The following is a 24,088-nucleotide window of genomic DNA, read 5'->3' as shown; positions in this document are numbered from 1 at the left end:
CGAAATAACTTATGACTGCCAGTAAAAATTATAATATTTTTGTGGTTCAATAACGTTAGATATGGCAAAAAAACCAGGAATACCAAAAGGTACGAGAGATTTTGGCCCCATGGAGGTGGCAAAGCGAAATTATATTTTCAATACTATTAAAGCGAACTTTGAAGCCTTCGGGTTTCAACCTATAGAAACGCCAAGTTTTGAGAATTCGGAAACCTTAATGGGGAAATATGGTGATGAAGGTGACCGCCTTATTTTCAAGATTTTGAATTCCGGGGATTTTTTAGGAAAGGTAGACGATGCATTATATGCTGAAAAAGATGCCCAAAAAATGACCTCCAAAATTTCCGAAAAGGCCCTGCGTTATGACTTAACGGTGCCATTTGCTAGATTCGTGGTACAGCACCAAAACGAAATTGAATTTCCGTTTAAGCGTTACCAGATCCAACCGGTTTGGAGAGCAGATAGACCGCAGAAGGGGCGTTTTAGAGAATTTTACCAATGTGATGCCGATGTGGTGGGGTCTAAATCCCTATGGCAGGAAGTGGAGTTTGTACAGTTGTACGATGCCGTATTCACTACTTTGAAGTTGAAAGGTGTGACCATTAAAATCAACAACCGTAAAATATTATCGGGTATTGCCGAAGTGATCGGGGCACATGATAAATTGATCGATTTCACAGTGGCCTTGGACAAGCTTGATAAAATAGGTGAGGAGAAAGTTAAAGAAGAAATGTTGGGCAAAGGGATTCCGCAAGAGGGGATTGACAAATTGCAACCGTTGTTTTCACTTTCTGGAACTTTTGAAGAGCAGGTGGCTGCGCTAGGTGAAATCTTAAATACTTCGGAAGATGGTAAAAAAGGAATCGAGGAATTACAGTTCATTGACAATGCCATTACCGAATTAGGATTGCAAACCGCCAAATTACAATTGGACGTAACCTTGGCTAGAGGTTTGAACTATTATACAGGTGCTATTTTTGAAGTGTCTGCACCAAAAGGCGTAGCAATGGGATCCATTGGTGGTGGAGGTCGTTATGACGACTTAACCGGAATTTTTGGGTTGAAGGACGTGAGTGGTGTTGGAATTAGTTTTGGATTGGACAGAATCTATTTGGTTTTGGAAGAGCTGGATTTATTCCCTCCAACCATTACGGAAAATATAAAAGTTTTGTTTATCAATTTTGGAGAAGCCGAAGCCTTAGGTTGTTTAAAGGCTATTAAGGAACTTCGTAAGCAAGGAGTGGCTGCAGAAATGTATCCAGATGCCGCTAAGATGAAAAAGCAAATGAACTTTGCCAATAAACGCGAAGTGCCGTTTGTGGTGATGGTAGGGGAGTCTGAATTAAATTCTAATACCTTTACCTTAAAAAACATGGCCACTGGAGAACAGCAAACCATATTCTTAGAAGAATTGGTGGGAAGACTTAAATAACAAAACCTTTATAAATTAAAAAAGCCCCGAGTAATCTCGGGGCTTTTTTTATAATGTTGGTTACGGCGTATTATAGAAACAATGCCAAACTTAAGATGAATTGGTCAGGACGTGTATCGATTCGGTCTTGTAAAATGCTAAGGTCATTGTTCAGAAATTTGGCTTCGTTGGAATTGAAACCTCTTTCGTACCTTAAATCAATACTCAACTTATCAATAGTGACACCCACACCAAAATTAAGCCCGGTGGTAAAGTCGTTTTCAATTTGGTCAATTGTGTTATCACCAAATTCAGTCTTTAAAATATATTGAAAAGACGGTCCTGCAAAAACATGCAATGGACCAACAACTCTAAACCCTAAAAGCATTGGGGCATCCAGTTTTTGAACCTTCAGGTCGTCGTTGTCGTATTCACTTTTGGTATTGGTATACACCAATTCCGGTCTAAAATACAAACGACCACCTATTTTTCCGAAGAGCCCAAAATGGAACCCGATATTTCTATCGGGAGATTTGTAACTCACCGAAGCAGCTTCAAAATATTCACCATTGGTACTGTAATTCAATCCTCCTTTTAGTCCATAACCAATTAAATCCTGTGCTTGGGCTTTATGGTTAAGGGCCGTTGTAAGTATGATGACACACAGTAGGCCAAAGGCTTTGCCGTAATTCTTATTTCTTGGTTTGAAAAGATCCTGTAACGTTTTCATAAATACTCTGTTTTAGATTTGGGTTATACCGTCTAAAACGTCAGGAAACAGTTATTATTTTCTTTTCATTACAGTTTGGGCGGCCTTCACGATAGCTTCAGCGTTCAATCCGTACTTGTCCATCAATTGAGCTGGAGTTCCAGATTCACCAAAAGTATCTTGAGTAGCTACAAATTCTTGAGGCGTTGGATTGTTTGTTGCCAAAACTCTAGCAACACTTTCTCCCAGACCACCAAGGTAATTGTGCTCTTCCGCAGTTACAATACAACCTGTTTTAGCAACAGAATCCAAAATAGCTTTCTCATCCAATGGTTTGATGGTGTGGATGTTGATAATCTCTGCAGAGATACCTTGCTCGTACAATGCTTTAGACGCTTCCAAAGCTTCCCATACCAAGTGACCAGTTGCTACGATGGTAACATCCGTTCCTTCAGTTAACTGAATCGCTTTTCCGATTTCAAATTTTTGATCGGCAGGCGTAAAGATTGGCACAGATGGACGTCCGAAACGTAAGTAAACTGGACCTTCATGTTCTGCGATTGCGATTGTAGCAGCTTTGGTTTGGTTGTAATCACAAGGATTGATTACCGTCATTCCAGGAAGCATTTTCATTAACCCGATATCTTCAAGGATTTGGTGGGTTGCACCATCTTCACCTAAAGTTAAACCGGCGTGAGAAGCACAGATTTTTACGTTTTTACCTGAATAGGCAATAGATTGACGGATTTGGTCATAAACACGACCTGTTGAAAAATTGGCGAAAGTTCCTGTGAAAGGAATTTTTCCTCCAATTGTCAAACCAGCAGCAATACCCATCATGTTGGCTTCAGCAATTCCAATTTGGAAAAAACGCTCTGGATTTTCCTTGATGAAATCACCCATTTTCAAAGATGGAGTCAAATCGGCACAAAGCGCTACAACATCAGGATTGGTACGTCCAAGTTCGGTTAAACCATCCCCAAATCCACTTCTAGTATCTTTCTTTTCTGTATATGTATATGTTTTCATTTTGTGTTGCGTTGTTATTAGTAATCTCCTAAGGTTTCAGGGTTTTGGCTTAATCCACTCTCCAATTGTGCGTCATTAGGAGCTTTACCATGCCATTCGTGAGTGTACATCATAAAGTCAACACCGTTACCCATAATGGTTTTTAATAAAACACAAACTGGTTTTCCTTGACCTGTTTTTGATTTGGCTTCAGCCATTCCTTTGATGATGGCTTCTACGTTATTTCCTTCTTCAATTTCAACAACAGTCCAACCAAATGCTTCAAACTTTTCACGGATGTTACCCATTGGCAATACCTCGTCTGTTGCACCGTCAATTTGTTGACCGTTCAAGTCTACTGTAGCGATAATGTTGTCTACTTTTTTAGCAGAGGCATACATGATAGCTTCCCAGTTTTGACCTTCTTGAAGCTCTCCGTCTCCGTGCAAACTGTACACTAAGTGAGCGTCGTTATTCATTTTTTTGGCCTGTGCAGCACCAAGTGCTACAGACATACCTTGACCCAACGATCCAGAAGCAATTCTTACACCTGGTAACCCTTCGTGTGTAGTTGGGTGTCCCTGTAAGCGGGAATCAATTAATCGGAATGTGCTTAACTCCTCTACAGGGAAGTATCCTGCTCTGGCAAGTACACTGTAAAATACTGGTGAAATGTGTCCGTTTGACAAGAAGAAAAGGTCTTCACCTATTCCGTCCATATCAAAACCTTCCTTTCTATCCATGATCTCATTGTATAATGCTACCATAAATTCGGTACATCCCAAAGACCCCCCAGGGTGACCTGAGTTTACCTTGTGTACCATACGTAGAATATCTCTACGCACTTGAATTACTAAGTCTTCTAATTGCTGTGTGTTTGGCATCTTTAAAACGTATTTTTTAAAGGCGCTAAAATAAGGCTTTATAGGGCGTAAACAAAACGATTTCAGAGGTATTTTAGCCTCATTTTCAACATAGTTTTTAAAGTTTATTTTTAAATATCAGGAGAGATCGTGTTTAGTTAATTATCTTTGCGGATTGATACATTTTTTTAGTCCTGAAAACTTGATAGTTACGGATTCTATTTGGGATTTGGATACGGTTTTGGGCTGGTTAAAATTATACGCAGAAAGATGAAATTTGACTTAAAAGCGAAAGACCCACAAAGTAGTGCTAGAGCAGGGGTAATTACTACCGATCACGGTACTATTGAAACTCCCATTTTTATGCCCGTTGGAACAGTGGCCTCGGTAAAAGGAGTGCACCAGCGCGAATTGAAAGATGAAATCAACCCAGATATCATTCTAGGAAATACTTATCACTTGTATTTGCGACCACAAACTTCCATTTTGGAAAAGGCAGGAGGATTGCACAAGTTCATGAATTGGGACAGAAATATTTTGACCGATTCTGGGGGGTATCAAGTGTATTCGCTTTCTGGGAATAGAAAAATCAAGGAAGAAGGGGTGAAGTTCAAGTCGCATATCGATGGTAGTTACCATACGTTTACTCCGGAAAATGTAATGGAAATCCAAAGGAGTATTGGTGCGGACATTATCATGGCTTTTGATGAATGTACGCCGTACCCATGCGATTATAACTACGCCAAGCGTTCCATGCACATGACCCACCGTTGGTTGGACAGATGTATCAATCATTTGGATAAAGTACCGTTTAAATACGATTACAGTCAGGCGTTTTTCCCAATTGTTCAGGGGAGTACCTATAAAGATCTAAGAAAGCAATCTGCTGAATATATTGCCAATGCAGGCGCTGTTGGAAATGCCATTGGAGGATTGTCTGTAGGTGAGCCGGCAGAGGAAATGTATGCCATGACCGATGTGGTAACAGCCATTTTACCTGAGGATAAACCTCGTTATTTAATGGGAGTTGGGACCCCTATCAATATTTTGGAAAATATTGCGTTAGGTATTGACATGTTTGACTGTGTAATGCCTACAAGAAATGCCCGTAACGGAATGTTGTTTACCGCCCATGGAACCATCAACATTAAAAACAAAAAGTGGGAAGATGACTTTTCGCCAATTGATGTTATGGGCATCACTTTTGTAGATACCGAATATAGTAAGGCTTATTTACGTCACTTGTTCTCTGTAAATGAGCTCTTAGGAAAACAAATTGCCACAATCCATAATCTAGGGTTCTATTTATGGTTGGTTAGAGAAGCAAGAAAACATATATTAGCGGGAGATTTTAGAACCTGGAAAGATATGATGGTTAAACAAATGGACAAGCGTTTATAAGCCTATGAAAATACTGGATTGGTACATACTTAAACGGTATTTGTTTACATTTTTAATGATGTTATTACTGTTTATCCCTATTGGAATTACAGTAAACTTAGCAGAGAAAATCGGAAAGATTTTAGAAAACGAAGTACCGTTTCCAGCCGTGGCACAGTACTATCTGGATTTTACTGTTTATTTCGCCAACCTGCTTTTTCCCTTGTTTTTGTTCTTGTCGGTGATTTGGTTTACCTCCAAATTGGCAAACAATACAGAAATTGTAGCTTTTTTGAGTTCCGGAGTGTCTTTTTCTAGATTCCTCAGACCTTATATGATTGGAGCAAGTATTGTTGCTGCTTTTGCATTGTTGCTAGGGCTTTACTTAGCGCCTTTGGCCAGTAAGGGATACAATGAGTTTCGCTATAAATACTTAAAGAAGAACAGTAATGTTATCGAAACGCAGGATATCTATCGTCAGATCAATGACCATGATATTATTTATGTAAGCCGTTTTGACCCTAAAATGAAACGAGGGAACAAATTCACTTTGGAACATTACGATGGCAATAAGTTGGAGTATAAAATATTTGCTGACAACATCACTTATGTAGAGCAAGACACTACTTATAAGCTGACCAATTTTGTGAAACGGATTTATGATGAAAATGACGAAGTCTTGGAAAGCATCAGAAGATATGATACCCTTTTTAAGTTCGATTTGGATGATCTTACCCCGGCCAATTATATGGCCGAGACCTTATTATATGGAGAGTTGACCCGATTTATCGAAAAGGAGAAAAAAAGAGGGTCTTCCAATATTGGACGTTACGAAGTGGTGCAGTACAAAAAGTGGAGTTTGCCGGTTTCTGTATTCATTCTTACCATTATTGCAGTATCGGTGTCTTCTATCAAGCGTAGGGGAGGAATGGGAGTCAATTTGGCCTTTGGAATTTCCATTGCCATGGTTTATGTGTTTTTCGATAAGGTATTTGGGGTCATGGCAGAGCAATCGGACTTTCCGCCATTGGTGGCCGTATGGTTTCCAAATGTAATCTTTGGTATGTTAGCGCTATACCTTCTGTACAATGCCAAACGCTAAGCTAAAACACTATCTGCAGTTACACTTTTTGGTTTTTATTGCAGGATTTACCGCTATTCTTGGAGAGTTAATTTCGGTAGGAGCCATGGACTTGGTATGGTACCGTATGGTCATTGCCAGTATTTTGATATTTGGATATATGAAGTACAAAAAGCTGGGGATGCGACTTAGGCCAAAAGTCCTACTCCAATTTGTACTGGCCGGAATTATTATCGCCCTGCATTGGATCACCTTTTTTGAAGCCATCAACCAATCCAATGTGTCCATTACCTTGGCCATGTTTTCTACCGGCGCTTTTTTTGCCTCATTTATTGAGCCAATTATTTATAAAAGACGCATTGTTTGGTATGAAATTATCTTTGGATTGATAGTTGTTTTAGGCGTGTTTTTAATCTCGAGAGGTGAACTTCATTATATTAATGGAATGATATTGGGAGTTATTTCGGCTTTATTATCATCACTTTTTTCAGTGTTGAACGGGGTTTATATAAAGCAATACGATGCGACCATCATTTCATTTTATGAATTTATAAGTGGTGTGTTGTTTTTAAGTGTCTTCATGTTGTTTAAGGGAGGCTTTAATGCCCAATTCTTTCAAATTTCATGGATGGACTTTCTTTACCTATTTATTCTTGGATCGATTTGTTCTGCTTATGCCTTTATTGAAGCGGTAAAAGTGATGAAGTATATTAGTCCTTATACCGTAATTCTGTCCTATAATCTAGAGCCTGTTTACGGTATTGTTTTGGCGATTCTTTTATTTCCTGAAACAGAAATCATGGGAGCCAATTTTTATTACGGCGTATTTTTAGTGTTGGGAACCTTAATCTTGGAAGCCATTTTAAAACAGCGCAAAGCAAACAAAATAAAACGCTAATTAATTGGTAAAACCCGTTAAAGTTTTTCTATTCTTCTTCAATATATTTAATTTTGCGCCGTCATAAGACACGAAGCTACATTTCGCATTTTTTCATGAGTTAAAAACGAAAAATTATGTAGGTTTGTACGCTAACTAAAATTAAACTTAAGTTTCAATGGAATATTTAGAATTTGAACTTCCAATTAAAGAACTTCAAGACCAACTGCAAAAATGTCAACTTATAGGCGAGGAGAGCGAAGTGGATGTTAGTGAGACCTGTAAGAAGATTGAAAAGAAATTAGAAGAGACTAAAAAAGATATCTATAAACACTTGACGCCTTGGCAACGTGTACAGTTGTCCCGTCACCCAGACAGACCTTATACCCTAGATTATATCAAAGCCCTTTGCGGGGACACGTTTTTAGAGCTTCACGGCGATAGAAATGTAAAGGACGATAAGGCCATGATTGGTGGATTGGGTAAAATTGGTGATCAAACTTATATGTTCGTAGGACAGCAAAAAGGGTACAATACTAAAACAAGACAGTACCGTAATTTTGGAATGTCCAATCCAGAAGGATACCGTAAGGCTTTGCGTTTAATGAAGTCTGCTGAGAAATTTGGTATTCCTGTAGTAACCTTTGTAGATACGCCAGGTGCTTATCCAGGATTGGAAGCAGAAGAGCGTGGACAAGGTGAAGCCATTGCAAGAAATATTTTTGAAATGACCAGACTTCAAGTGCCAATCATCACGGTAATTATTGGTGAAGGTGCTTCAGGGGGAGCGTTGGGTATTGGTGTAGGAGACCGTGTATTGATGTTGGAAAACACATGGTATTCGGTAATCTCTCCAGAATCTTGTTCTTCAATCTTATGGAGAAGCTGGGAATACAAGGAGCAGGCAGCTGAAGCATTAAAGCTTACCGCTCCAGATATGAAGAAACAAAAATTGGTAGACGATATTATAAAAGAACCTCTTGGAGGTGCCCATACCGATCGTGAAGGAGCCTTTTTGGCGGTTAAAAATGCCATTGAGAAAAATTACGACGAGCTCAAAAACTTATCACCAAAAGATTTGGTAAATGAGCGTATGGACAAATACATCAATATGGGTGTGTTTAAAGGATAAATAACTCATTTTTAAAGCTTTAATTAAAAACTGAAGTGGATAACTTCAGTTTTTTTTGGCACTATTAACAATTTTTTTAACTTATTAACAGTTAGATTGTTAATGGATTGTTAAGATTGATATCGCCATTTTTTTTAATCTTTCATATCATTTTATTTACATTCGTGATATATGAAACAACCAAGCCCAATACAAGGATACAGAGTCGATAAGAGTACATTAATTAGCCTAGAAAAGGGAAAAATCCCACCTCAAGCCACAGATTTGGAAGAGGTCGTACTCGGAGCCATGATGATAGATAAGAAAGGTGTCGACGAAGTTATCGACATCCTTAGCCCCGATGCTTTTTACAAGGAAGCTCACAAGCATATTTTTGAATCTATTTTCAAACTATTTGAAAACAGTGAGCCAATTGACCTTTTAACGGTGTCAACCCAGTTAAAGAAGGACGGGAAGCTTGAGTTGATAGGGGGTGACTTTTATTTAATTTCCTTGACCCAAAGGGTGTCGTCTTCGGCGCATATCGAATTCCATGCGCGTATCATCCTTCAGAAATTCATTCAACGTAGTTTGATTAAAATTTCAAACGAAATTATTGAAGAAGCCTACGATGAAACAAAGGATGTATTCGACCTCTTGGACCATGCAGAAGCAAAACTTTATGAGGTAACTCAAGGGAACGTTAAAAAGTCTACTGAGTCTGCCCAAAGTTTGGTAATCCAGGCGAAGAAAAAAATTGAAGAGATTTCCAACAGGGAAGGGTTGAGTGGTATTCCAACAGGATTTACAAAGTTGGATAAGCTTACCTCTGGATGGCAGCCTTCCGATTTGATTATTGTGGCAGCACGTCCTGGTATGGGTAAAACAGCCTTAACCTTGACAATGGCGAGAAATATAGCGGTAGATGGAAATATGCCCGTAGCCTTCTTCTCTCTGGAGATGTCCTCCGTACAGTTGATTACGCGTTTGATTTCGAGTGAAACGGGATTGTCTTCGGAAAAATTGAGAACTGGTAAATTGGAGAAGCATGAATGGGAACAATTGAACGTAAAAGTGAAGTCCTTGGAACAGGCACCACTATACATAGATGATACACCATCGCTTTCTATTTTCGATTTGCGTGCAAAAGCCAGACGTTTGGCATCCCAATACGGCATTAAAATGATCATGATCGATTACCTTCAGTTGATGACCGCTGGGGGAAGCCAAAAGGGAGGTGGAAACCGTGAGCAGGAAATCTCGATGATTTCGCGTAACCTTAAGGCCTTGGCAAAGGAATTGAACGTTCCTGTAATCGCACTGTCGCAGCTGTCGCGTGCGGTTGAGACCCGTGGAGGAAGTAAGCGTCCGTTACTATCGGATCTTCGTGAATCTGGAGCGATCGAGCAGGATGCGGATATCGTAGCGTTTATCTATAGACCGGAATACTATAAAATTGAAGAGTGGGATGATGAAGAGCGTTCACCAACCGAAGGACAAGGGGAGTTTATCATAGCAAAACACAGGAATGGTGGTTTGGAAAATATCCGTCTGAAGTTCCTTGGACACTTAGGTAAATTCGACAACCTGGATGAATTTGATACGCCGTTTGGGGAATTCCATAGTAAAATGAATGATGGAGGAGATGATAATTTTAGCCCAAGTAACTTTACACCATCGGCACATGATGCCTTTGGAGCGCCGGAACTACCGGACGACAACGATGTGCCTTTTTAATTAATTGATAGAGTTTTTACTCATTTTGAAGATGTGAAGAAACAGGAGCTAAGGTTCCTGTTTTTTTATGGGAAAAATTTAGGGAGATTAATTTCATCAAAGTCCTGTGGTTAGTACAATTTTAACCTTTGTTGGAGCTACTATTTTAAAGGCAATCCAAACAATTTGATGTAACTTTGCGCTCATTAAAAAGAAAAATTGCCAACATGATCAATCAAACCCGTACCACCAACATGTTATTACTAATTATAGTAATTCCATTAGTGTTTTATTTATTGAAAACCTTGTCGTTTATCTTTATTCCATTGGTGTTTTCAATGTTTATAGCCCTTTTGTTTTTGCCATTAATGCGTTGGTTGGGAAAACGAAACATTCCTAAAATGGCAAGTATTGTCATTGTGATTTTGTTGATTGTTTTAGGATTATGGGTAGGTGTAGAGTTGGTAAAATTGTCTAGCCAACAAATTATGGCCACCAAAAGTGAGTTTTTTGATAAGGCTGAAGTAAAACTTCTCAACCTAAAAAGCTATCTCACCACAACTTTTGGTGTAGAATTCAAAGAAAATGAAAACGTCCTAGCCCAATTTCTGCAAAAAGAGAATTTGGGAACTACCTTCGATTTTATTAGAAAATTAGCTACTTCTATATTGATGACCGCTTTTTTTGTGGTATTGTGGTTGGCAGAATCCATCAATATGCACCAATTGTTGAATACCACCATTCTAAAACAGCGCCACACATCGGTAAAGACGTTTATCAAAATTGAAAAGGACTTGATAAAATTTATCAAGGTGAAGTTTTTGGTAAGCTTGCTTACAGGAATTGGAACTGGCTTGGCCTGTGTGGTTTTTGATGTAAGTTTCCCTATATTCTGGGGCTTATTTACCTTTGCTATTAACTTCGTGCAAATGGTTGGGTCATTTATTGCCGTGATTTCATTGGCCATTTTTGCCTTTGTTGAATTGGAGCCAAGCAGCACTTTATTCTTTTTTGTATTGTCCATTACCGGGGTTCAAGTATTGTTTGGTGCCATTATGGAGCCTATTTTTATGGGCAAATCCTTTTCCATCAATATCATTACGGTACTGGTAATGTTGATGCTTTGGGGCTATATCTGGGGAATTCCAGGCTTGATCATGGCCATTCCTATAACTGTTTTCATGAAAATTATCTTGGAACAGTTCCCAAATACCAAGCGTATTGCCAATCTACTTTCGGGAACAACCTAGGTGACAGGACACAGTATGTTGGCTTAATATTTCCTTAAAGCTTTTTATGAAAGGCTAATTTTTAAGTATCTTTCCACTATGAAGAAGATAATCGCCTTAGTGGTATTTTTGGTTTTTTGTGCAAATGCTAGTTTTGCCTCTTACATCTTGGTTCCTATGGATGCCGAAGGGCAGCAAAACCATCTGAAGGCTTATGGCATTACCTATTGGACATTGGAAAAGCAGCTTAAGGTAAAGTGGTTGCTGAATTACCGAGGAGGTTCCTTTTTATTACCTGATGCTGAAGAAATCCAACGAGAGTGCCAGATTAGAGGGGTGAGTTTTGAAGTCTTATCCAATTCCAAAGCCGAAGAAATCTTGGAATTTATTAGCAGTCCTTCCCAAAATATGGAGGCGGTGGTCTTGGAAAAGGCACCTAAAATTGCCGTATATACACCTTACGGAAAGCAACCTTGGGACGATGCCGTAACTATGGTGTTGACTTATGCAGAAATTCCCTATGATACTATTTATGATGAAGAAGTGCTCAATGATGCCTTGTTGTTATACGATTGGTTGCATTTGCACCATGAAGATTTTACAGGGCAATTTGGTAAATTCTATCGATCATTCAAATCGGCGGCCTGGTATATTGAAGAGAAAAAAGCAGCGGAAGAATTGGCTGCAAAATTGGGATATGATAAAGTATCTGAAGCCAAATTGGCTGTGGCGCTAAAGATTCGGGATTATGTAGTTGGAGGTGGTTTTATGTTTGCCATGTGCAGTGCTACCGATAGTTTTGATATTGCATTAAGTGCCGAAGGTGTGGATATTTGTGAGCCAATGTTTGATGGTGATGGCAGCGATCCAGCTTATCAGAATAAAATTGATTTCAGCAAAACATTTGCTTTTAAGGACTTTTTATTGGAGCGTAATCCTAATGTTTATGAATTCTCATCGATAGACATGACCCAAAAGCGTCGCATTCCAAAAACAACCGATTATTTTACCCTAATGGATTTTTCAGCTAAATGGGATCCTGTGCCAACCATGCTTTGTCAAAATCATACGGCTTTGGTGAAGGGCTTTATGGGGCAAACTACAGCCTTTACTCGCGATGAAATCAAGTCGAATGTACTCATCATGGGAGAAAACAAAACCAATGGTGAGGCGAAGTATATTCACGGAATAAAAGGAAGGGGGTTCTTTACTTTTTATGGAGGGCATGATCCAGAAGATTACACACATAGGGTAGGAGACCCCAAAACGGAATTGGATTTGCATCCTACGTCTCCCGGTTACCGATTAATATTGAACAACGTGTTGTTCCCTGCCGCTAAGAAGAAAAAGCAGAAGACCTAAATAAGCATGAAAAGTTTTCAGAAGGAAATTCGGCTTTCGGCCAAGTCAAGAGGTTTTCATTTGGTGACCCAAGAAATACTCAGTCAGTTTTCAGAAATTCAAAATATAAATGTGGGGATGTTTCATGTGTTTATCAAACACACTTCGGCGAGTTTGACCATTAATGAAAATGCAGATCCGACCGTTCGTGACGATTTTGAAAGTCATATCAATAAAATGGTGCCGAAAATCAACCATATTACCGCCACACTTATGAAGGCCCTGATGATATGCCAGCACACATCAAGGCCTCTTTAATGGGAACCTCTGTTCAAATTCCGATTACTCAAGGACAATTGAATTTAGGAATTTGGCAAGGTATTTATTTATGCGAACATCGCAATCATGCCTCGGGAAGGCGTCTGGTATTATCAGCCTTTGGCAATTGATTGTTTGTCTTTGATAAGCTGTTCCAAAATAACTTCTACGCCTTCTTCGTCATTGCTTTTGGTTTGGTAGCGTGCTACTTCTTTCACATTTGGGTGGGCATTGCTCATGGCATAGCTATAGGCTGCTTGGGCCATCATTTCCAAATCGTTGTTGTAGTCACCAAAAACCATGGTTTCTTCCTTTGAAACCCCCAATAGATCCTGAACCTGTTGTAAAGCATAGCCTTTATTTGTATTCATATGCGAAAGATCCAACCAATTAGATCCAGAGACTTTCACTTGTATTTGGTCTTCGTAATGCTTTACGTGTGGGTAGATATTTTGTTCAGAACCACCAAAGCTGTATACAGCAATCTTTAAAAAATTGTCATCGCTAACTTGGGTCAAGTCTTCAACCTGTTTAAATTCGGTGTAATATTCCTTAAACATATTGATGAAGCTCTCATCGTTGCTTTCAATATAGGCCGAACGTTCTCCACATAAAACTATATAGGAATCTTCAATGTCCCTTAAAATAGGAATCAGACGATTGATATCTTCCATTGGGAAATAATTGGCGTGCAATTGCTTGTCGCCTTGTTTGGTAAGACCTCCATTTTCAGCAATAATGGTAATCTCGTCTTTTATAGATCCTAGTTTGTCAAGGATACTGAAATATTGACGGCCACTGGCCGCTATAAAATGAACATTGTTAGTTTTTAGTTCGTTGAATAATTTATAAAAATTACTGCTCACTTCCCCTTTGGAATTGAGCAGTGTACCATCCATATCGGTGACCACCAATTTGATTTGAGATAAATTCATAGGCAAATTTTTTCCAAAGCTAAGACTCTCAAGGCAAAAGGCTCTGAAATTAATGTTAATATATTGTTTAGTGGGCAACCCCAATATGGCAACTACAGGATGGTGTTGTAAAACTTTGGGTTTCTTCATGCCACGGGAACGCTTGGTTGTACTTCTTGTTTTCCCAATAGAACTTTGTGCGCTCTTTAGGATTGTTACCAATTTCGTTCATGGTTTCAGTATCATAAAGTCTTCCATTCACCATCGTGTAAATAATGCTTTCTGAATTTTGGATATCTTCCAACGGGTTTTTATCCATAACGATAAGGTCGGCCAATTTACCTTCCTTTAAAGAACCAATATCCTTGGCCATTCCAATATAATCCGCACCATTGATGGTTGCGGCTTTAAGGGCTTCGTGGTTAGTCATACCTCCTTGTTGCAACATCCACAATTCCCAATGAGCTCCTAGACCTTGTAACTGACCATGAGCTCCCAAATTCACTTTTACACCGGCATCAGATAGCTTTTTACAAGTTTCAGAAACTAAAATGTGTCCATTTTCATATTCGTCATCAGGTACCATCGTTCTGTGTCTTGAACGAGCATCGATAATACCTCTTGGAGTATATTTCAACAGTTTTTCATTTTCCCACACATTGGTTTTTTGGTACCAATAGTATTCGCCATTCAATCCTCCATAATTCACAATAAGAGTAGGGGTGTAGCCAACATTACTGTTACTCCATAATTCAACAATATCTTTATAAACAGGTGCCACGGGAATATTGTGCTCTATTCCTGTATGACCATCCATAATCATAGACATATTGTGGAAGAAATTGGATCCTCCTTCAGGCACTACAAAAATACCTTCTTCACGAGCGGCTTGTAATACTTGTTGGCGTTGGTCACGTCTTGGTTGGTTGTAACTTTTTACTGAAAGTGCTCCAAATGCTTTGGTACGTCTAATGGAAGAACGGGCATCTTTAAGTCCGTTGATAACAGCTTTAAAATCGCCATCGGCACCATAAAGAATGAATCCAGTAGAGAATAATCTTGGTCCAACCATATCACCACTTTTTTGTAATTCAGATAAGGTGAAAATAGTTTCAGAATTAGCCGATGGATCATGTGCAGTAGTGACACCAAAAGCTAGATTAGCGTAGAATTGCCAGTGTTTTTGAGTAGGCAAACCATCTCTAAACCCACCAACGTGAGCATGTACATCTACAATCCCGGGCATAATGGTTTTTCCAGTGACATCATATACTTTCGAATTGGATGGGATTTTGACATCGGAATCGCTGCCCAAAGATTCAATTCTGTTTTCATTGATAATGATGGTTCCATTTTCAATTACTTCATCACCTTCCATGGTAATAATTCTTGCTCCTGTTAAAGCAATACGTCCTTCAGGTTTATCAGTTTTCACTTTTAAATTGATGGTAATGCCATCTTCAACCAATTTCGTGTCGTCTGAAATGTTTGCCGTGTAATAGGTGTTCCCTAAAGTCCAGTGTAATTTTTTGCTGTCAGCAGACCAGTGAAGGTTTAGTCCGGCATCTTTTGAAAGTTGGGTTACAGGGACAAATTTAGTTGCATCTGTGATATCCAAAGTCTGGCCAGCATGTGGCATTGGAGCCATATATACTTTATGCAGATGAATAAAAGCAATCCAATTGCCGTCAGGACTAGGCACTAATCTGTTGCCGTGTTTTGATTTTACCAATACTTGATCGTCATTACCATTAAGATTGGCAATTTTCAACTCCTTTGTAAGTTCTCCAAAGAATTTGCCTCCCGTTTGGTAAATGATTTTTGTGTCTTCATTATTAAAGAAAGGAAAATCTCCTTCTTTGGTTACAAATTTGGAATTGCTGCCATCGGCATTCATTACATAAATCCCATGGTTGTTGTCATAAGCATAACCTTGATCATTGTTACCGGCTTCTTTCAAATAAACAATTTGGTTACTGTTGTGAGAGAAGGAAGGATTTCTGTAGATTCCTTTTTCAGAAGTCAATTTTACTGGAGTCCCTCCAGAAGCAGGAATTTTATAGATGGCACCCAAGTCTTCATCGTTCCAAGTTACATAAACAATGCTTTTTCCATCCGATGAGAATTTTGGTTCAAATTCAAAATCGGTGTTAGAGGTAAAACGTTTTGGAGTACCATTTGGAAGTTTTTGCGACCATAAATGCCCAACAGCACTAAACACAAGTGTTTTTCCGTCAGGGGAAGTTACTGCACGTCTAATAACTTTAGCATCAAAGGTGTCGGGAGCCACAGGATTGTCAAATTCAACAGCTTTGGCAATTTTAATGTTAGCATCTACTTGAAATGGAATGTTGGTAACCTCTAAAGAGTTGATGTTGATTTTATTGATTTTACCACCAGCCCAAAACACTATCTCTTCATTGTTAGGCATCCAGTTGAAGTTAGGGTAGACGCCAAAAATGGCCCAAGCTTCCTGTTGATCCTTGTTCAACTTGTCATAAAGTGGCCACTCTTGACCAGTTTCCAAATCATGAATATACAGCACCGATTTTTCTCGTACTCGTTTTACAAAGGCAAGTTTTTTTCCATCTCTGGAAATTTGAGGACGAGCAGCTCCTCCAGGACCGCCACTAATTCTGTCAATTTCCCCAGTTGCCATGTTGTATTTGTTGATCACATAAATTTGGCTATTTGGGTCTTTGTTGTATTGAAAATATCCTCCAGGGTACATGTCCTCACTATAATAAAGGTATTTGCCGTCAGGAGACATGCTAGGCTCGTTGACATCCTGTTGGTCGTTTTTGCGTTTGGTAAGTTGGATACCACTACCTCCTGTTTTGTGGTACATCCACATTTCACCCGCACCAGCCGATCGTTCAGAAGTAAAGTGTTTTCTAGCTATGATATATTGCCCATCTGGAGTCCAAATAGCGTTGTTTAAAAGTCTAAAATCCTCCTTGGTGATGGCTTTGGCATTTTTACCATCGGCATCCATCATCCAAATATTGTCACCACCACCCGCATCACTAGTAAAAGAAATATGTTTTCCATCAGGACTAAAACGAGGTTGCACCTCAAAAGCAATTCCTTCTCTCAAACAAGTGGCTTTTCCTCCAATACTTTTTATTTTGTAGATATCGCCCAACATATCAAAAACAATAAATTGACCGTCGGGGCTTACATCTAGATTCATCCAAGTCCCTTCATCAGTAGAAAAATGATGGGTTTGATAATCAAAATCACCTTGTGGATTGTTGACATCCCAAGTTGGGGTTTTGTCTTTATCCTGACTAAAGAGCGTAAAATGACATGATAGAAGTAATAGAATTAAAGAGCTTGTTCGTAACATTTGCATAATGAATTGTTTTGGCTCGAAATATACTTATAAATAGTGATTTTTGACAACAAATTTAGCGAGGGAGTACCGGTAATATAAAAAAAGCCAGTTCAAATTGAACTGGCTTTTTTTAATGTGTTTTAAAAACTATTATTATTATTATTATTATTATTATTCAGGAGCCCCATATTGGAAATATGTAGCCCAACTGTTACCTGGGAAACCACAGCCATCTCCCCAAGCGGTTTCGCTGCATTCTCCTTCATAGCAATCAATTGGTATGGTAATGATTGTTGGTTGAATTGATGGTATCTGAGGCATCAAAATGACTCCTAATAAATCACCACATCCCGGTTCAAAATCCAAATGTGAAAGGGCTGCTTTGTAAATTTCTAAGGCTTTTGCTAGTGTGTACTCTCCTAAGTATGGACCGTCAATTTCTTCATCTTCAATGAACTTCCAGATTGCAAATTGAATCTCTCCCATGGTATAGCCCTGACTGATGAAATCTTGATTGAGAATCCAATTAATCGCACCTAATGTTTCTTCGTAATCAAGTGGCAACCCAGTTAAGTCATCAAATATAGTATAGACATCTGCATCAAAACAGTCATCACCATAATTTAAATGGGTGTCATAATCAAGACACCAAGCACCGCTTATTCCTGATATGGTAGTTCCTTCAGAGATATTAAGATCAAAATAACTGTCTGTGCCTGGTTTTGCTTCAACACATACTTGCACAGTTCCAGGTAGTTTGGAAATGACATCTTCGGGGGATTGTGAGATGCAGTTTACTTTTGCATGGGCAGCTATATATGAACCTTTGGAAATAGGCACAAGGTAGGAAATCGATTTTTCACAATCCAAATCATCATCTCCATATTCAAAATTACCAATCTTGGGATTGCTTCCTCCATTAACAGGAAAATCATAAGGGCTATTTACAACAGATAAATGCGTTTCTGTAATGCAATAAAATTCATTTGTAATGTTGTAAGTGATCTTGTAATTAGAATCAATCGTTTCAACAGTGACATTTCCAACGACATAACCATTCCCATTTCCATTTCCTGCAATTAAGTCAACTTGGGAGCTAGTGGTATTGCACACGACAAAGGATAGAGCATTTTGGCTTTTCTTTTCAGAATTTAAGGGTTCCACTTGGCAACTAAACATGGCAAATAGCATGAATAGACCAAAAATCAAATTGGAATAATTTGTAAGTCTAATTTTCATCATTTAATATTTATGAATTAATATTTGTTTTTTGCTATTAACCATTTTTCACTTAGATGAAAATAGGTAATATTCTAAAAAAAGTAATCATAAATTGGATGATGAATAAATTTATCCGATAAATTACAGTTTAAACTGTAATGTGTTAGAATTAAAGGGGTAATGATGATTCATAAATTAAGGTCGCTGTATGAAGTGTAATATGATTGTGTGAACTTTGTTATATTTTTTTTATATAATGAAGGAAAATTACTATTTTAAGTAATTAAAACGCAATGCTTTAAAAATGTATTTTAATATTATTAATTTAAAATAATATGGGTAAAATTGAGACGATGTTGTCAATTTTAATTCCTGATGGAGAGAGTAGTTTGCTTTTATATGTAGTTAATGGCTTATCTCAAGTAAAGGGGATTAATATTTATGTTATGTCTAATAAGAAGTACATACCAATGAGGCTTTCAAGGCATATTAAAAACTTCTCTTTTTATCCCAAAACAGAAAATGAACTAGATTGGATAGAAAATATTAATCAAGAAATAAAAGAGTATAAGATTGATGTGTTGCTTCCTATTTACGAATCAGGTATAGAAACAATTATAAAATTTAGAGGGAAATTAATATCAGAAAAACTATGTTTGTTACCATCAATTGTAGATTTTACAAAAGCAAAAAACAAATGGATGTTAGCACGGCATTTGTTGATTAATGACTTACCTTATCCTGAGACGGCTCTATTTTTAATGGAAGAAAAGTTTCGGATTAATAAACTTAAGTTTCCACTCATAGTAAAACCTGTTGAAGGTAGAGGAGGAGGAGAAGGGGTTTTTCTTTTTAACACTAAAGATGAGTTAGAATATTATTTTTTAAATAATAATTTTACTAATAGCCAAATTGTTCAGGAATATGTAAAAGGTTATGATATTGGATGCAGCGTATTATGTAAATCGGGGGATATCTTGGCATTTACCATTCAAAAGTGTACCATGCCAAACACCAATCCATTTAGACCTTTGCTTGGAGTTAAATTTGTTTACGATGAAAATTTATATAGAATAGTAAAAAAGATGATGGAATCTTTGAATTGGTCAGGTGTCGCACATGTAGATTTAAGGTATGACATAGAGGCTAAAGTATATAAGGTAATAGAAGTCAATACTCGTTTTTGGGGTTCCTTGGATGCTTCATTAACAGCAGGAATTAATTTCCCTTATTTATACTGTTTAGCTATTTCTAACGTGAATTTTGTAGTCCCTAAATACAATTATATATCTTTTTTAAACCTCAAGGGATTATTGTTGAGTATTGTTAAAGATAGGAAATTGTTATTTGATTTCAGTTATATGTTAAATAATACTCCTTTAAAATTTGCTTTAAAGGACCCATTGCCCTTTATATTTAAATATATAAGCTTTACGAAGGTAAGCTTAGCAAATTTGGTTAAAATTAAAGTAGGAAGGGAATGAATATAATGTAAAATCGAAGGGCTAAGTTTTACTTTTAAACAAAAAAAACCGATTCAAATTGAATCGGTTTTTTATAAGCGAATTGTTGTTATTATTTAGGCGAACGCCTTACTTTACTTTGTTTACGATTGCTTCAAAAGCTTCTGGGTTGTTCATTGCTAAATCGGCAAGAACCTTACGGTTCAATTCGATATTGTTAGCTTTAAGGGCTCCCATAAACTTAGAATATGACATTCCGTGTAATCTAGCTCCTGCATTGATACGTTGAATCCATAAAGCACGGAAAGTTCTTTTTTTGTTTCTACGGTCTCTGTACGAGTATTGCATCGCTTTTTCAACCGCGTTTTTGGCTACTGTCCAAACGTTTTTACGTCTTCCAAAGTAACCTTTGGCCTGCTTAAGAACCTTTTTTCTTCTAGCTCTCTTAGCAACTGAATTTACTGATCTTGGCATTTCTTAATTTGTTTTTTTGTAGTAGGCGGTCAATAAAATTGACACTTGTTAATTTTGGCCTAACTCCAGGGTTTATAAATTTGTTAACCGGTTAAAGACCGATATTACTTCAAGCGTAACATGGTTTTAACATTGTTCTCGTCTGACTTATGTACTAAAGTATCATGAGTCAAGGCAAGTTTACGCTTTTTAGATTTTTTAGTCAAAATGTGACTTTTAAAAGCGTGCTTTCTCTTAATCTTACCAGTGCCAGTAAGTTTAAAACGTTTCTTGGCACTTGATTTAGTTTTCATTTTAGGCATCTTTCTCCTAGTTTTTAATTTACGTTTCGCTTATTATTGTTTACCTTAATAGGTGTTATTTTGTTTTTTTAGGAGCAATGAACATGGTCATACGTTTTCCTTCCAATTTTGGCATTTGTTCTACCTTACCAAATTCTTCGAGATCCTGAGCCAATTTCAACAATAGAATTTGTCCCTGCTCTTTAAACACAATCGAACGCCCTTTAAAGAATACAAATGCTTTTAGTTTAGCACCTTCCTTAAGGAATTTCTCAGCGTGTTTCTTTTTGAATTCGTAATCGTGGTCATCAGTCTGAGGACCAAAACGAATTTCTTTTACAACAACTTTAGACGCTTTTGCTTTTAATGCTTTATCACGTTTCTTTTGTTCGTAAAGAAACTTTTTATAATCCATAACCTTACAAACAGGCGGATCAGCTTTTGGTGATATTTCTACAAGGTCTAAACCTTGTTCTTCGGCAAGGGCCAATGCTGGCCTAATGTCGTAGATGCCTACCTCTACATTATCACCAACAAGACGTACCTTTTCGGCTCTAATTTTAGAGTTAATTCTGTGCTGGTCTTCCTTTTGTTCTCTCTTAAAGTTATTTCTTTGTCTACGTATTGCTATGACTTATAAATTTTAGTTAAACTTAATTTTTTATTTAAAGGTTTTTAAGGTCTTTTTGATCTCTTGGTCAACAATGTTTGAAAACTCTTCAATGGTTATGGAACCTAAATCTTCTCCACCATGTTGACGAACTGAAATTTTACCCTCAGCTTCTTCATTTTCACCGATAATCACCATATATGGAATCTTTTTCATTTCCGCTTCACGGATTTTCTTTCCTATGGTTTCGTTACGATTATCTATGAGGGCGCGAATTTCGTGATTTTCCAACAAATTTAAAACTTTTTCGGCGTATTTTTCATATTTCTCACTTATACATAGTACAATAGCCTGCTCAGGAACCAGCCAAAGAGGGAAGTTTCCTCCAGTGTGTTCCAACAAAATTGCTACGAAACGTTCCATACTTCCAAACGGGGCACGGTGAATCATAACAGGTCTGTGAAGCTCATTGTCACTACCTTTATATGTAAGGTCAAAACGCTCAGGTAAGTTATAGTCCACCTGAATGGTTCCTAATTGCCATTGTCTTCCTAAGGCATCCTTAACCATAAAGTCTAATTTTGGACCGTAAAAGGCGGCTTCACCTTCTTCAATCACATAATTTAAACCTTTGTCTTTGGCTGCATTGATAATGGCTTGCTCGGCTTTCTCCCAATTTTCAACTTTACCTATATATTTCTCTGGATTCTCTGGATCACGAACAGATACTTGAGCAGTGAAGTTTTCGAAACCTAAAGATCCAAATACATAAAGTACCAAATCGATTACTTCCTTAAATTCAGTATCCAATTGATCTGGTGTACAGAAAATATGCGCATCATCTTGAGTAAAACCTCTTACACGAGTCAAGCCGTGTAACTCTCCACTTTGCTCATATCTATATACGGTACCAAATTCTGCATAGCGCTTTGGTAACTCTTTATAGGAGAAAGGACGGGTATTGTAAATTTCACAGTGGTGAGGGCAGTTCATTGGTTTCAACAAAAACTCTTCTCCTTCGTTAGGTGTGTGGATTGGTTGAAAACTGTCTTCTCCATATTTTGCATAGTGACCAGAAGTTACATATAATTCCTTTTGACCAATATGAGGTGTCACTACCATTTCGTAACCTGCTTTCTTTTGAGCTTTTTTGAGGAAGTTTTCCAAACGCTCTCTTAAAGCAGCTCCTTTTGGGAGCCATAATGGTAACCCTTGACCAACTTTTTGGGAGAAGGTGAAAAGTTCCAATTCTTTCCCAAGTTTTCTATGGTCACGTTTTTTGGCCTCTTCCAATAAATGAAGGTACTCAGTCAGGTCCTTTTGTTTAGGGAAGGATATGCCGTAAACTCTAGTCAGTTGTTTGTTGTTTTCGTTTCCTCTCCAGTAAGCACCAGCTACCGAAAGCAATTTTACAGCTTTAATGATACCTGTGTTAGGAATGTGACCTCCTCGACATAAATCTGTAAAGGTAGAATGGTCACAAAAAGTAATGGTACCATCTTCTAGATTTTCGATCAATTCTACTTTGTATTCATTACCTTGAGATTGGTACATAGCCAAAGCATCTGCCTTGGAAACAGAACGCATCTTAAAATCGTGCTTTCCTCTAGCAATCTCTAGCATTTTGGTTTCAATAGCCTTGAAGTCCTTATCAGAAATGGATTGGTCACCAAAATCAACATCATAATAAAACCCATTTTCAATGGCAGGACCTATAGACAGTTTTACACCAGGATACAATTCTTCCAAAGCTTGGGCCAATACGTGAGAGCTAGAGTGCCAAAAGGCCTTTTTCCCATCTTTATCATTCCATGTATATAATATTAAGGAACCGTTGGTAGTTATTGGGGTAGAAACTTCAATGGTTTCGTTATTAAAATTTGCCGAAATCACGTTTCTAGCAAACCCCTCACTGATGCTTTTAGCAACATCCATCGGTGTAACGCCTTGTTCAAAGCTTTTTACCGTTCCATCTGGTAATGTAATATCAATCATTTATTGTCTTCTATTTAAGAGGACAAAGATAAGAGGATAAATAATTTCATACAATACATATATATGTATTATTTGGAATGACCTCATTGAGGAGTGTAGCGTTTGGTTGAATACGGTATTATATATAGTAGTGGAAAGCGATACATATTATATACATAAGAATAGATAGAAAAGGGTAGGGGTAGAAGCACATTACGAGGAATAAAATATTTCCACATCCAAACACCTCAATTCCAGCCCTCTAAACTCCTTGCTTCAAAATATTTTCCAAAAACCGCAAAAAAGGCTTGCGCATATCCAAAAAGGCGGTATATTTGCAGCCGCAAAAACAGCGAGCGCTGCGAAGGCGAGAGGAGTTCATTGAGAGAGTCGGTTATAAGTGTTTTGAGAGGCGATTGCGCCTCGAAAAAAAAACTTTTTCAAAAAAATGACCGAACTGTTTGTGAGACTCAAAAAAGGGTTCTATATTTGCACCCGCTTAAGCGATAAGCTTAGGAAAAACAAAGAAGACAAGTTCATTAACATATTGAATTGACAGCGTAAGACCGATCTTATTTTGAGATCTGGTCGAACAAAGAACAAGCCATTTTGAGAACCAGAAAATTCCGTTTCGATAGTCTATATAATATTTAAGATTTAACGATGAAGAGTTTGATCCTGGCTCAGGATGAACGCTAGCGGCAGGCCTAACACATGCAAGTCGAACGGTAACAGCACTTCGGTGGCTGACGAGTGGCGCACGGGGGCGT

The 24,088-nt window shown here is 37.9% G+C and carries 19 protein-coding genes, 1 rRNA gene and 1 pseudogene; 11 read left to right on the top strand and 10 right to left on the bottom strand.

The annotated features are described in order from the left end of the window. Positions 1 to 61 precede the first annotated feature (61 nt). The gene (hisS, locus tag ZA06_RS00150) at positions 62 to 1,432 is read left to right on the top strand and encodes a histidine--tRNA ligase (protein WP_053975401.1); all 1,371 of its coding nucleotides are present in this window, start codon (positions 62 to 64) and stop codon (positions 1,430 to 1,432) included. Between the two features lie 70 nt (positions 1,433 to 1,502). Here the strand turns inward: hisS and ZA06_RS00145 are convergent, their stop codons facing one another. Genes ZA06_RS00145 through ZA06_RS00135 form a run of 3 tightly spaced genes read right to left on the bottom strand, consistent with a single transcriptional unit; the run spans position 1,503 to position 4,012 of the window. After that, complete coding sequence (locus tag ZA06_RS00145) at positions 1,503 to 2,141, bottom strand: outer membrane beta-barrel protein (RefSeq protein WP_082331881.1); 639 nt, start codon at positions 2,139 to 2,141, stop codon at positions 1,503 to 1,505. Positions 2,142 to 2,195: 54 nt separating this feature from the next. Continuing rightward, positions 2,196 to 3,149: a transketolase family protein gene (locus ZA06_RS00140; protein WP_053975400.1), complete on the bottom strand. Its 954-nt coding sequence runs from the start codon at positions 3,147 to 3,149 to the stop codon at positions 2,196 to 2,198. Between the two features lie 17 nt (positions 3,150 to 3,166). Further along, a complete protein-coding gene (locus ZA06_RS00135; protein WP_053975399.1) occupies positions 3,167 to 4,012 on the bottom strand; it encodes a transketolase in 846 nt (281 codons plus the stop codon). Between the two features lie 249 nt (positions 4,013 to 4,261). Here ZA06_RS00135 and tgt point away from each other — a divergent pair, with 249 nt between their 5' ends. The 8 genes and pseudogenes from tgt to ZA06_RS00095 all read left to right on the top strand — a co-directional run bounded on the left by tgt (position 4,262) and on the right by ZA06_RS00095 (position 13,175). Beyond that, on the top strand, positions 4,262 to 5,392 hold the full coding sequence (gene tgt / locus ZA06_RS00130; protein ID WP_053975398.1) for a tRNA guanosine(34) transglycosylase Tgt: 1,131 nt from the start codon (positions 4,262 to 4,264) through the stop codon (positions 5,390 to 5,392). Between the two features lie 4 nt (positions 5,393 to 5,396). After that, positions 5,397 to 6,473, top strand: a complete 1,077-nt coding sequence (locus ZA06_RS00125) for an LptF/LptG family permease (protein WP_053975397.1) — start codon at positions 5,397 to 5,399, stop codon at positions 6,471 to 6,473. Continuing rightward, the gene (locus ZA06_RS00120; RefSeq protein WP_053975396.1) at positions 6,460 to 7,350 is read left to right on the top strand and encodes a DMT family transporter; all 891 of its coding nucleotides are present in this window, start codon (positions 6,460 to 6,462) and stop codon (positions 7,348 to 7,350) included. Before ZA06_RS00125 ends, ZA06_RS00120 begins: the two co-directional genes overlap by 14 nt. 157 nt (positions 7,351 to 7,507) lie before the next feature. Further along, positions 7,508 to 8,461 carry an acetyl-CoA carboxylase carboxyltransferase subunit alpha gene (locus ZA06_RS00115; RefSeq protein ID WP_053975395.1) on the top strand — a complete coding sequence of 318 codons (954 nt, stop codon included), beginning with the start codon at positions 7,508 to 7,510 and terminating at the stop codon, positions 8,459 to 8,461. Between the two features lie 171 nt (positions 8,462 to 8,632). Then, a complete protein-coding gene (gene dnaB / locus ZA06_RS00110; protein ID WP_053975394.1) occupies positions 8,633 to 10,177 on the top strand; it encodes a replicative DNA helicase in 1,545 nt (514 codons plus the stop codon). A 206-nt stretch (positions 10,178 to 10,383) separates the two neighbouring features. Continuing rightward, positions 10,384 to 11,406: an AI-2E family transporter gene (locus ZA06_RS00105; protein ID WP_082331880.1), complete on the top strand. Its 1,023-nt coding sequence runs from the start codon at positions 10,384 to 10,386 to the stop codon at positions 11,404 to 11,406. A 156-nt stretch (positions 11,407 to 11,562) separates the two neighbouring features. Continuing rightward, a complete protein-coding gene (locus ZA06_RS00100) occupies positions 11,563 to 12,747 on the top strand; it encodes a hypothetical protein (protein WP_053976996.1) in 1,185 nt (394 codons plus the stop codon). 6 nt (positions 12,748 to 12,753) lie between these two features. Continuing rightward, a pseudogene (locus tag ZA06_RS00095) lies at positions 12,754 to 13,175 on the top strand (secondary thiamine-phosphate synthase enzyme YjbQ). Here ZA06_RS00095 and ZA06_RS00090 read toward each other — a convergent pair. From ZA06_RS00090 to ZA06_RS00080, 3 genes are all read right to left on the bottom strand, one after another. Beyond that, positions 13,158 to 13,979, bottom strand: a complete 822-nt coding sequence (locus ZA06_RS00090; RefSeq protein WP_053976995.1) for an HAD family hydrolase — start codon at positions 13,977 to 13,979, stop codon at positions 13,158 to 13,160. The pseudogene ZA06_RS00095 and the gene ZA06_RS00090 overlap by 18 nt on opposite strands. A gap of 67 nt (positions 13,980 to 14,046) precedes the next feature. Beyond that, positions 14,047 to 17,307 carry an amidohydrolase family protein gene (locus ZA06_RS00085; protein ID WP_053976994.1) on the bottom strand — a complete coding sequence of 1,087 codons (3,261 nt, stop codon included), beginning with the start codon at positions 17,305 to 17,307 and terminating at the stop codon, positions 14,047 to 14,049. Between the two features lie 159 nt (positions 17,308 to 17,466). Then, positions 17,467 to 18,534 (bottom strand): hypothetical protein, encoded by a 1,068-nt coding sequence (locus tag ZA06_RS00080; RefSeq protein ID WP_157503019.1) that lies wholly within the window; start codon positions 18,532 to 18,534, stop codon positions 17,467 to 17,469. Between the two features lie 317 nt (positions 18,535 to 18,851). Here ZA06_RS00080 and ZA06_RS00075 point away from each other — a divergent pair, with 317 nt between their 5' ends. Further along, entirely contained in the window at positions 18,852 to 20,000 is a 1,149-nt protein-coding gene (locus tag ZA06_RS00075; RefSeq protein WP_053975392.1) for an ATP-grasp domain-containing protein, read from the top strand. A 108-nt stretch (positions 20,001 to 20,108) separates the two neighbouring features. Here ZA06_RS00075 and rplT read toward each other — a convergent pair whose 3' ends face one another. The 4 genes from rplT to thrS form a co-directional block, all read right to left on the bottom strand. Then, entirely contained in the window at positions 20,109 to 20,453 is a 345-nt protein-coding gene (gene rplT, locus ZA06_RS00070; protein ID WP_053975391.1) for a 50S ribosomal protein L20, read from the bottom strand. A 104-nt stretch (positions 20,454 to 20,557) separates the two neighbouring features. Continuing rightward, entirely contained in the window at positions 20,558 to 20,755 is a 198-nt protein-coding gene (gene rpmI / locus ZA06_RS00065) for a 50S ribosomal protein L35 (RefSeq protein ID WP_053975390.1), read from the bottom strand. A 55-nt stretch (positions 20,756 to 20,810) separates the two neighbouring features. After that, positions 20,811 to 21,365: a translation initiation factor IF-3 gene (infC, locus tag ZA06_RS00060; protein ID WP_205625697.1), complete on the bottom strand. Its 555-nt coding sequence runs from the start codon at positions 21,363 to 21,365 to the stop codon at positions 20,811 to 20,813. 30 nt (positions 21,366 to 21,395) lie between these two features. Further along, entirely contained in the window at positions 21,396 to 23,339 is a 1,944-nt protein-coding gene (gene thrS, locus ZA06_RS00055; protein ID WP_053975388.1) for a threonine--tRNA ligase, read from the bottom strand. Positions 23,340 to 23,978: 639 nt separating this feature from the next. On the opposite strand from thrS, the gene ZA06_RS00050 reads away from it, so the two are divergent. Then, positions 23,979 to 24,088 (top strand): 16S ribosomal RNA (locus ZA06_RS00050); the annotation flags it as partial.

This window comes from Mangrovimonas xylaniphaga, assembly GCF_001280435.1.
Classification (GTDB): domain Bacteria; phylum Bacteroidota; class Bacteroidia; order Flavobacteriales; family Flavobacteriaceae; genus Mangrovimonas_A; species Mangrovimonas_A xylaniphaga.
This window is presented reverse-complemented; position numbering and strand designations above follow the sequence as displayed.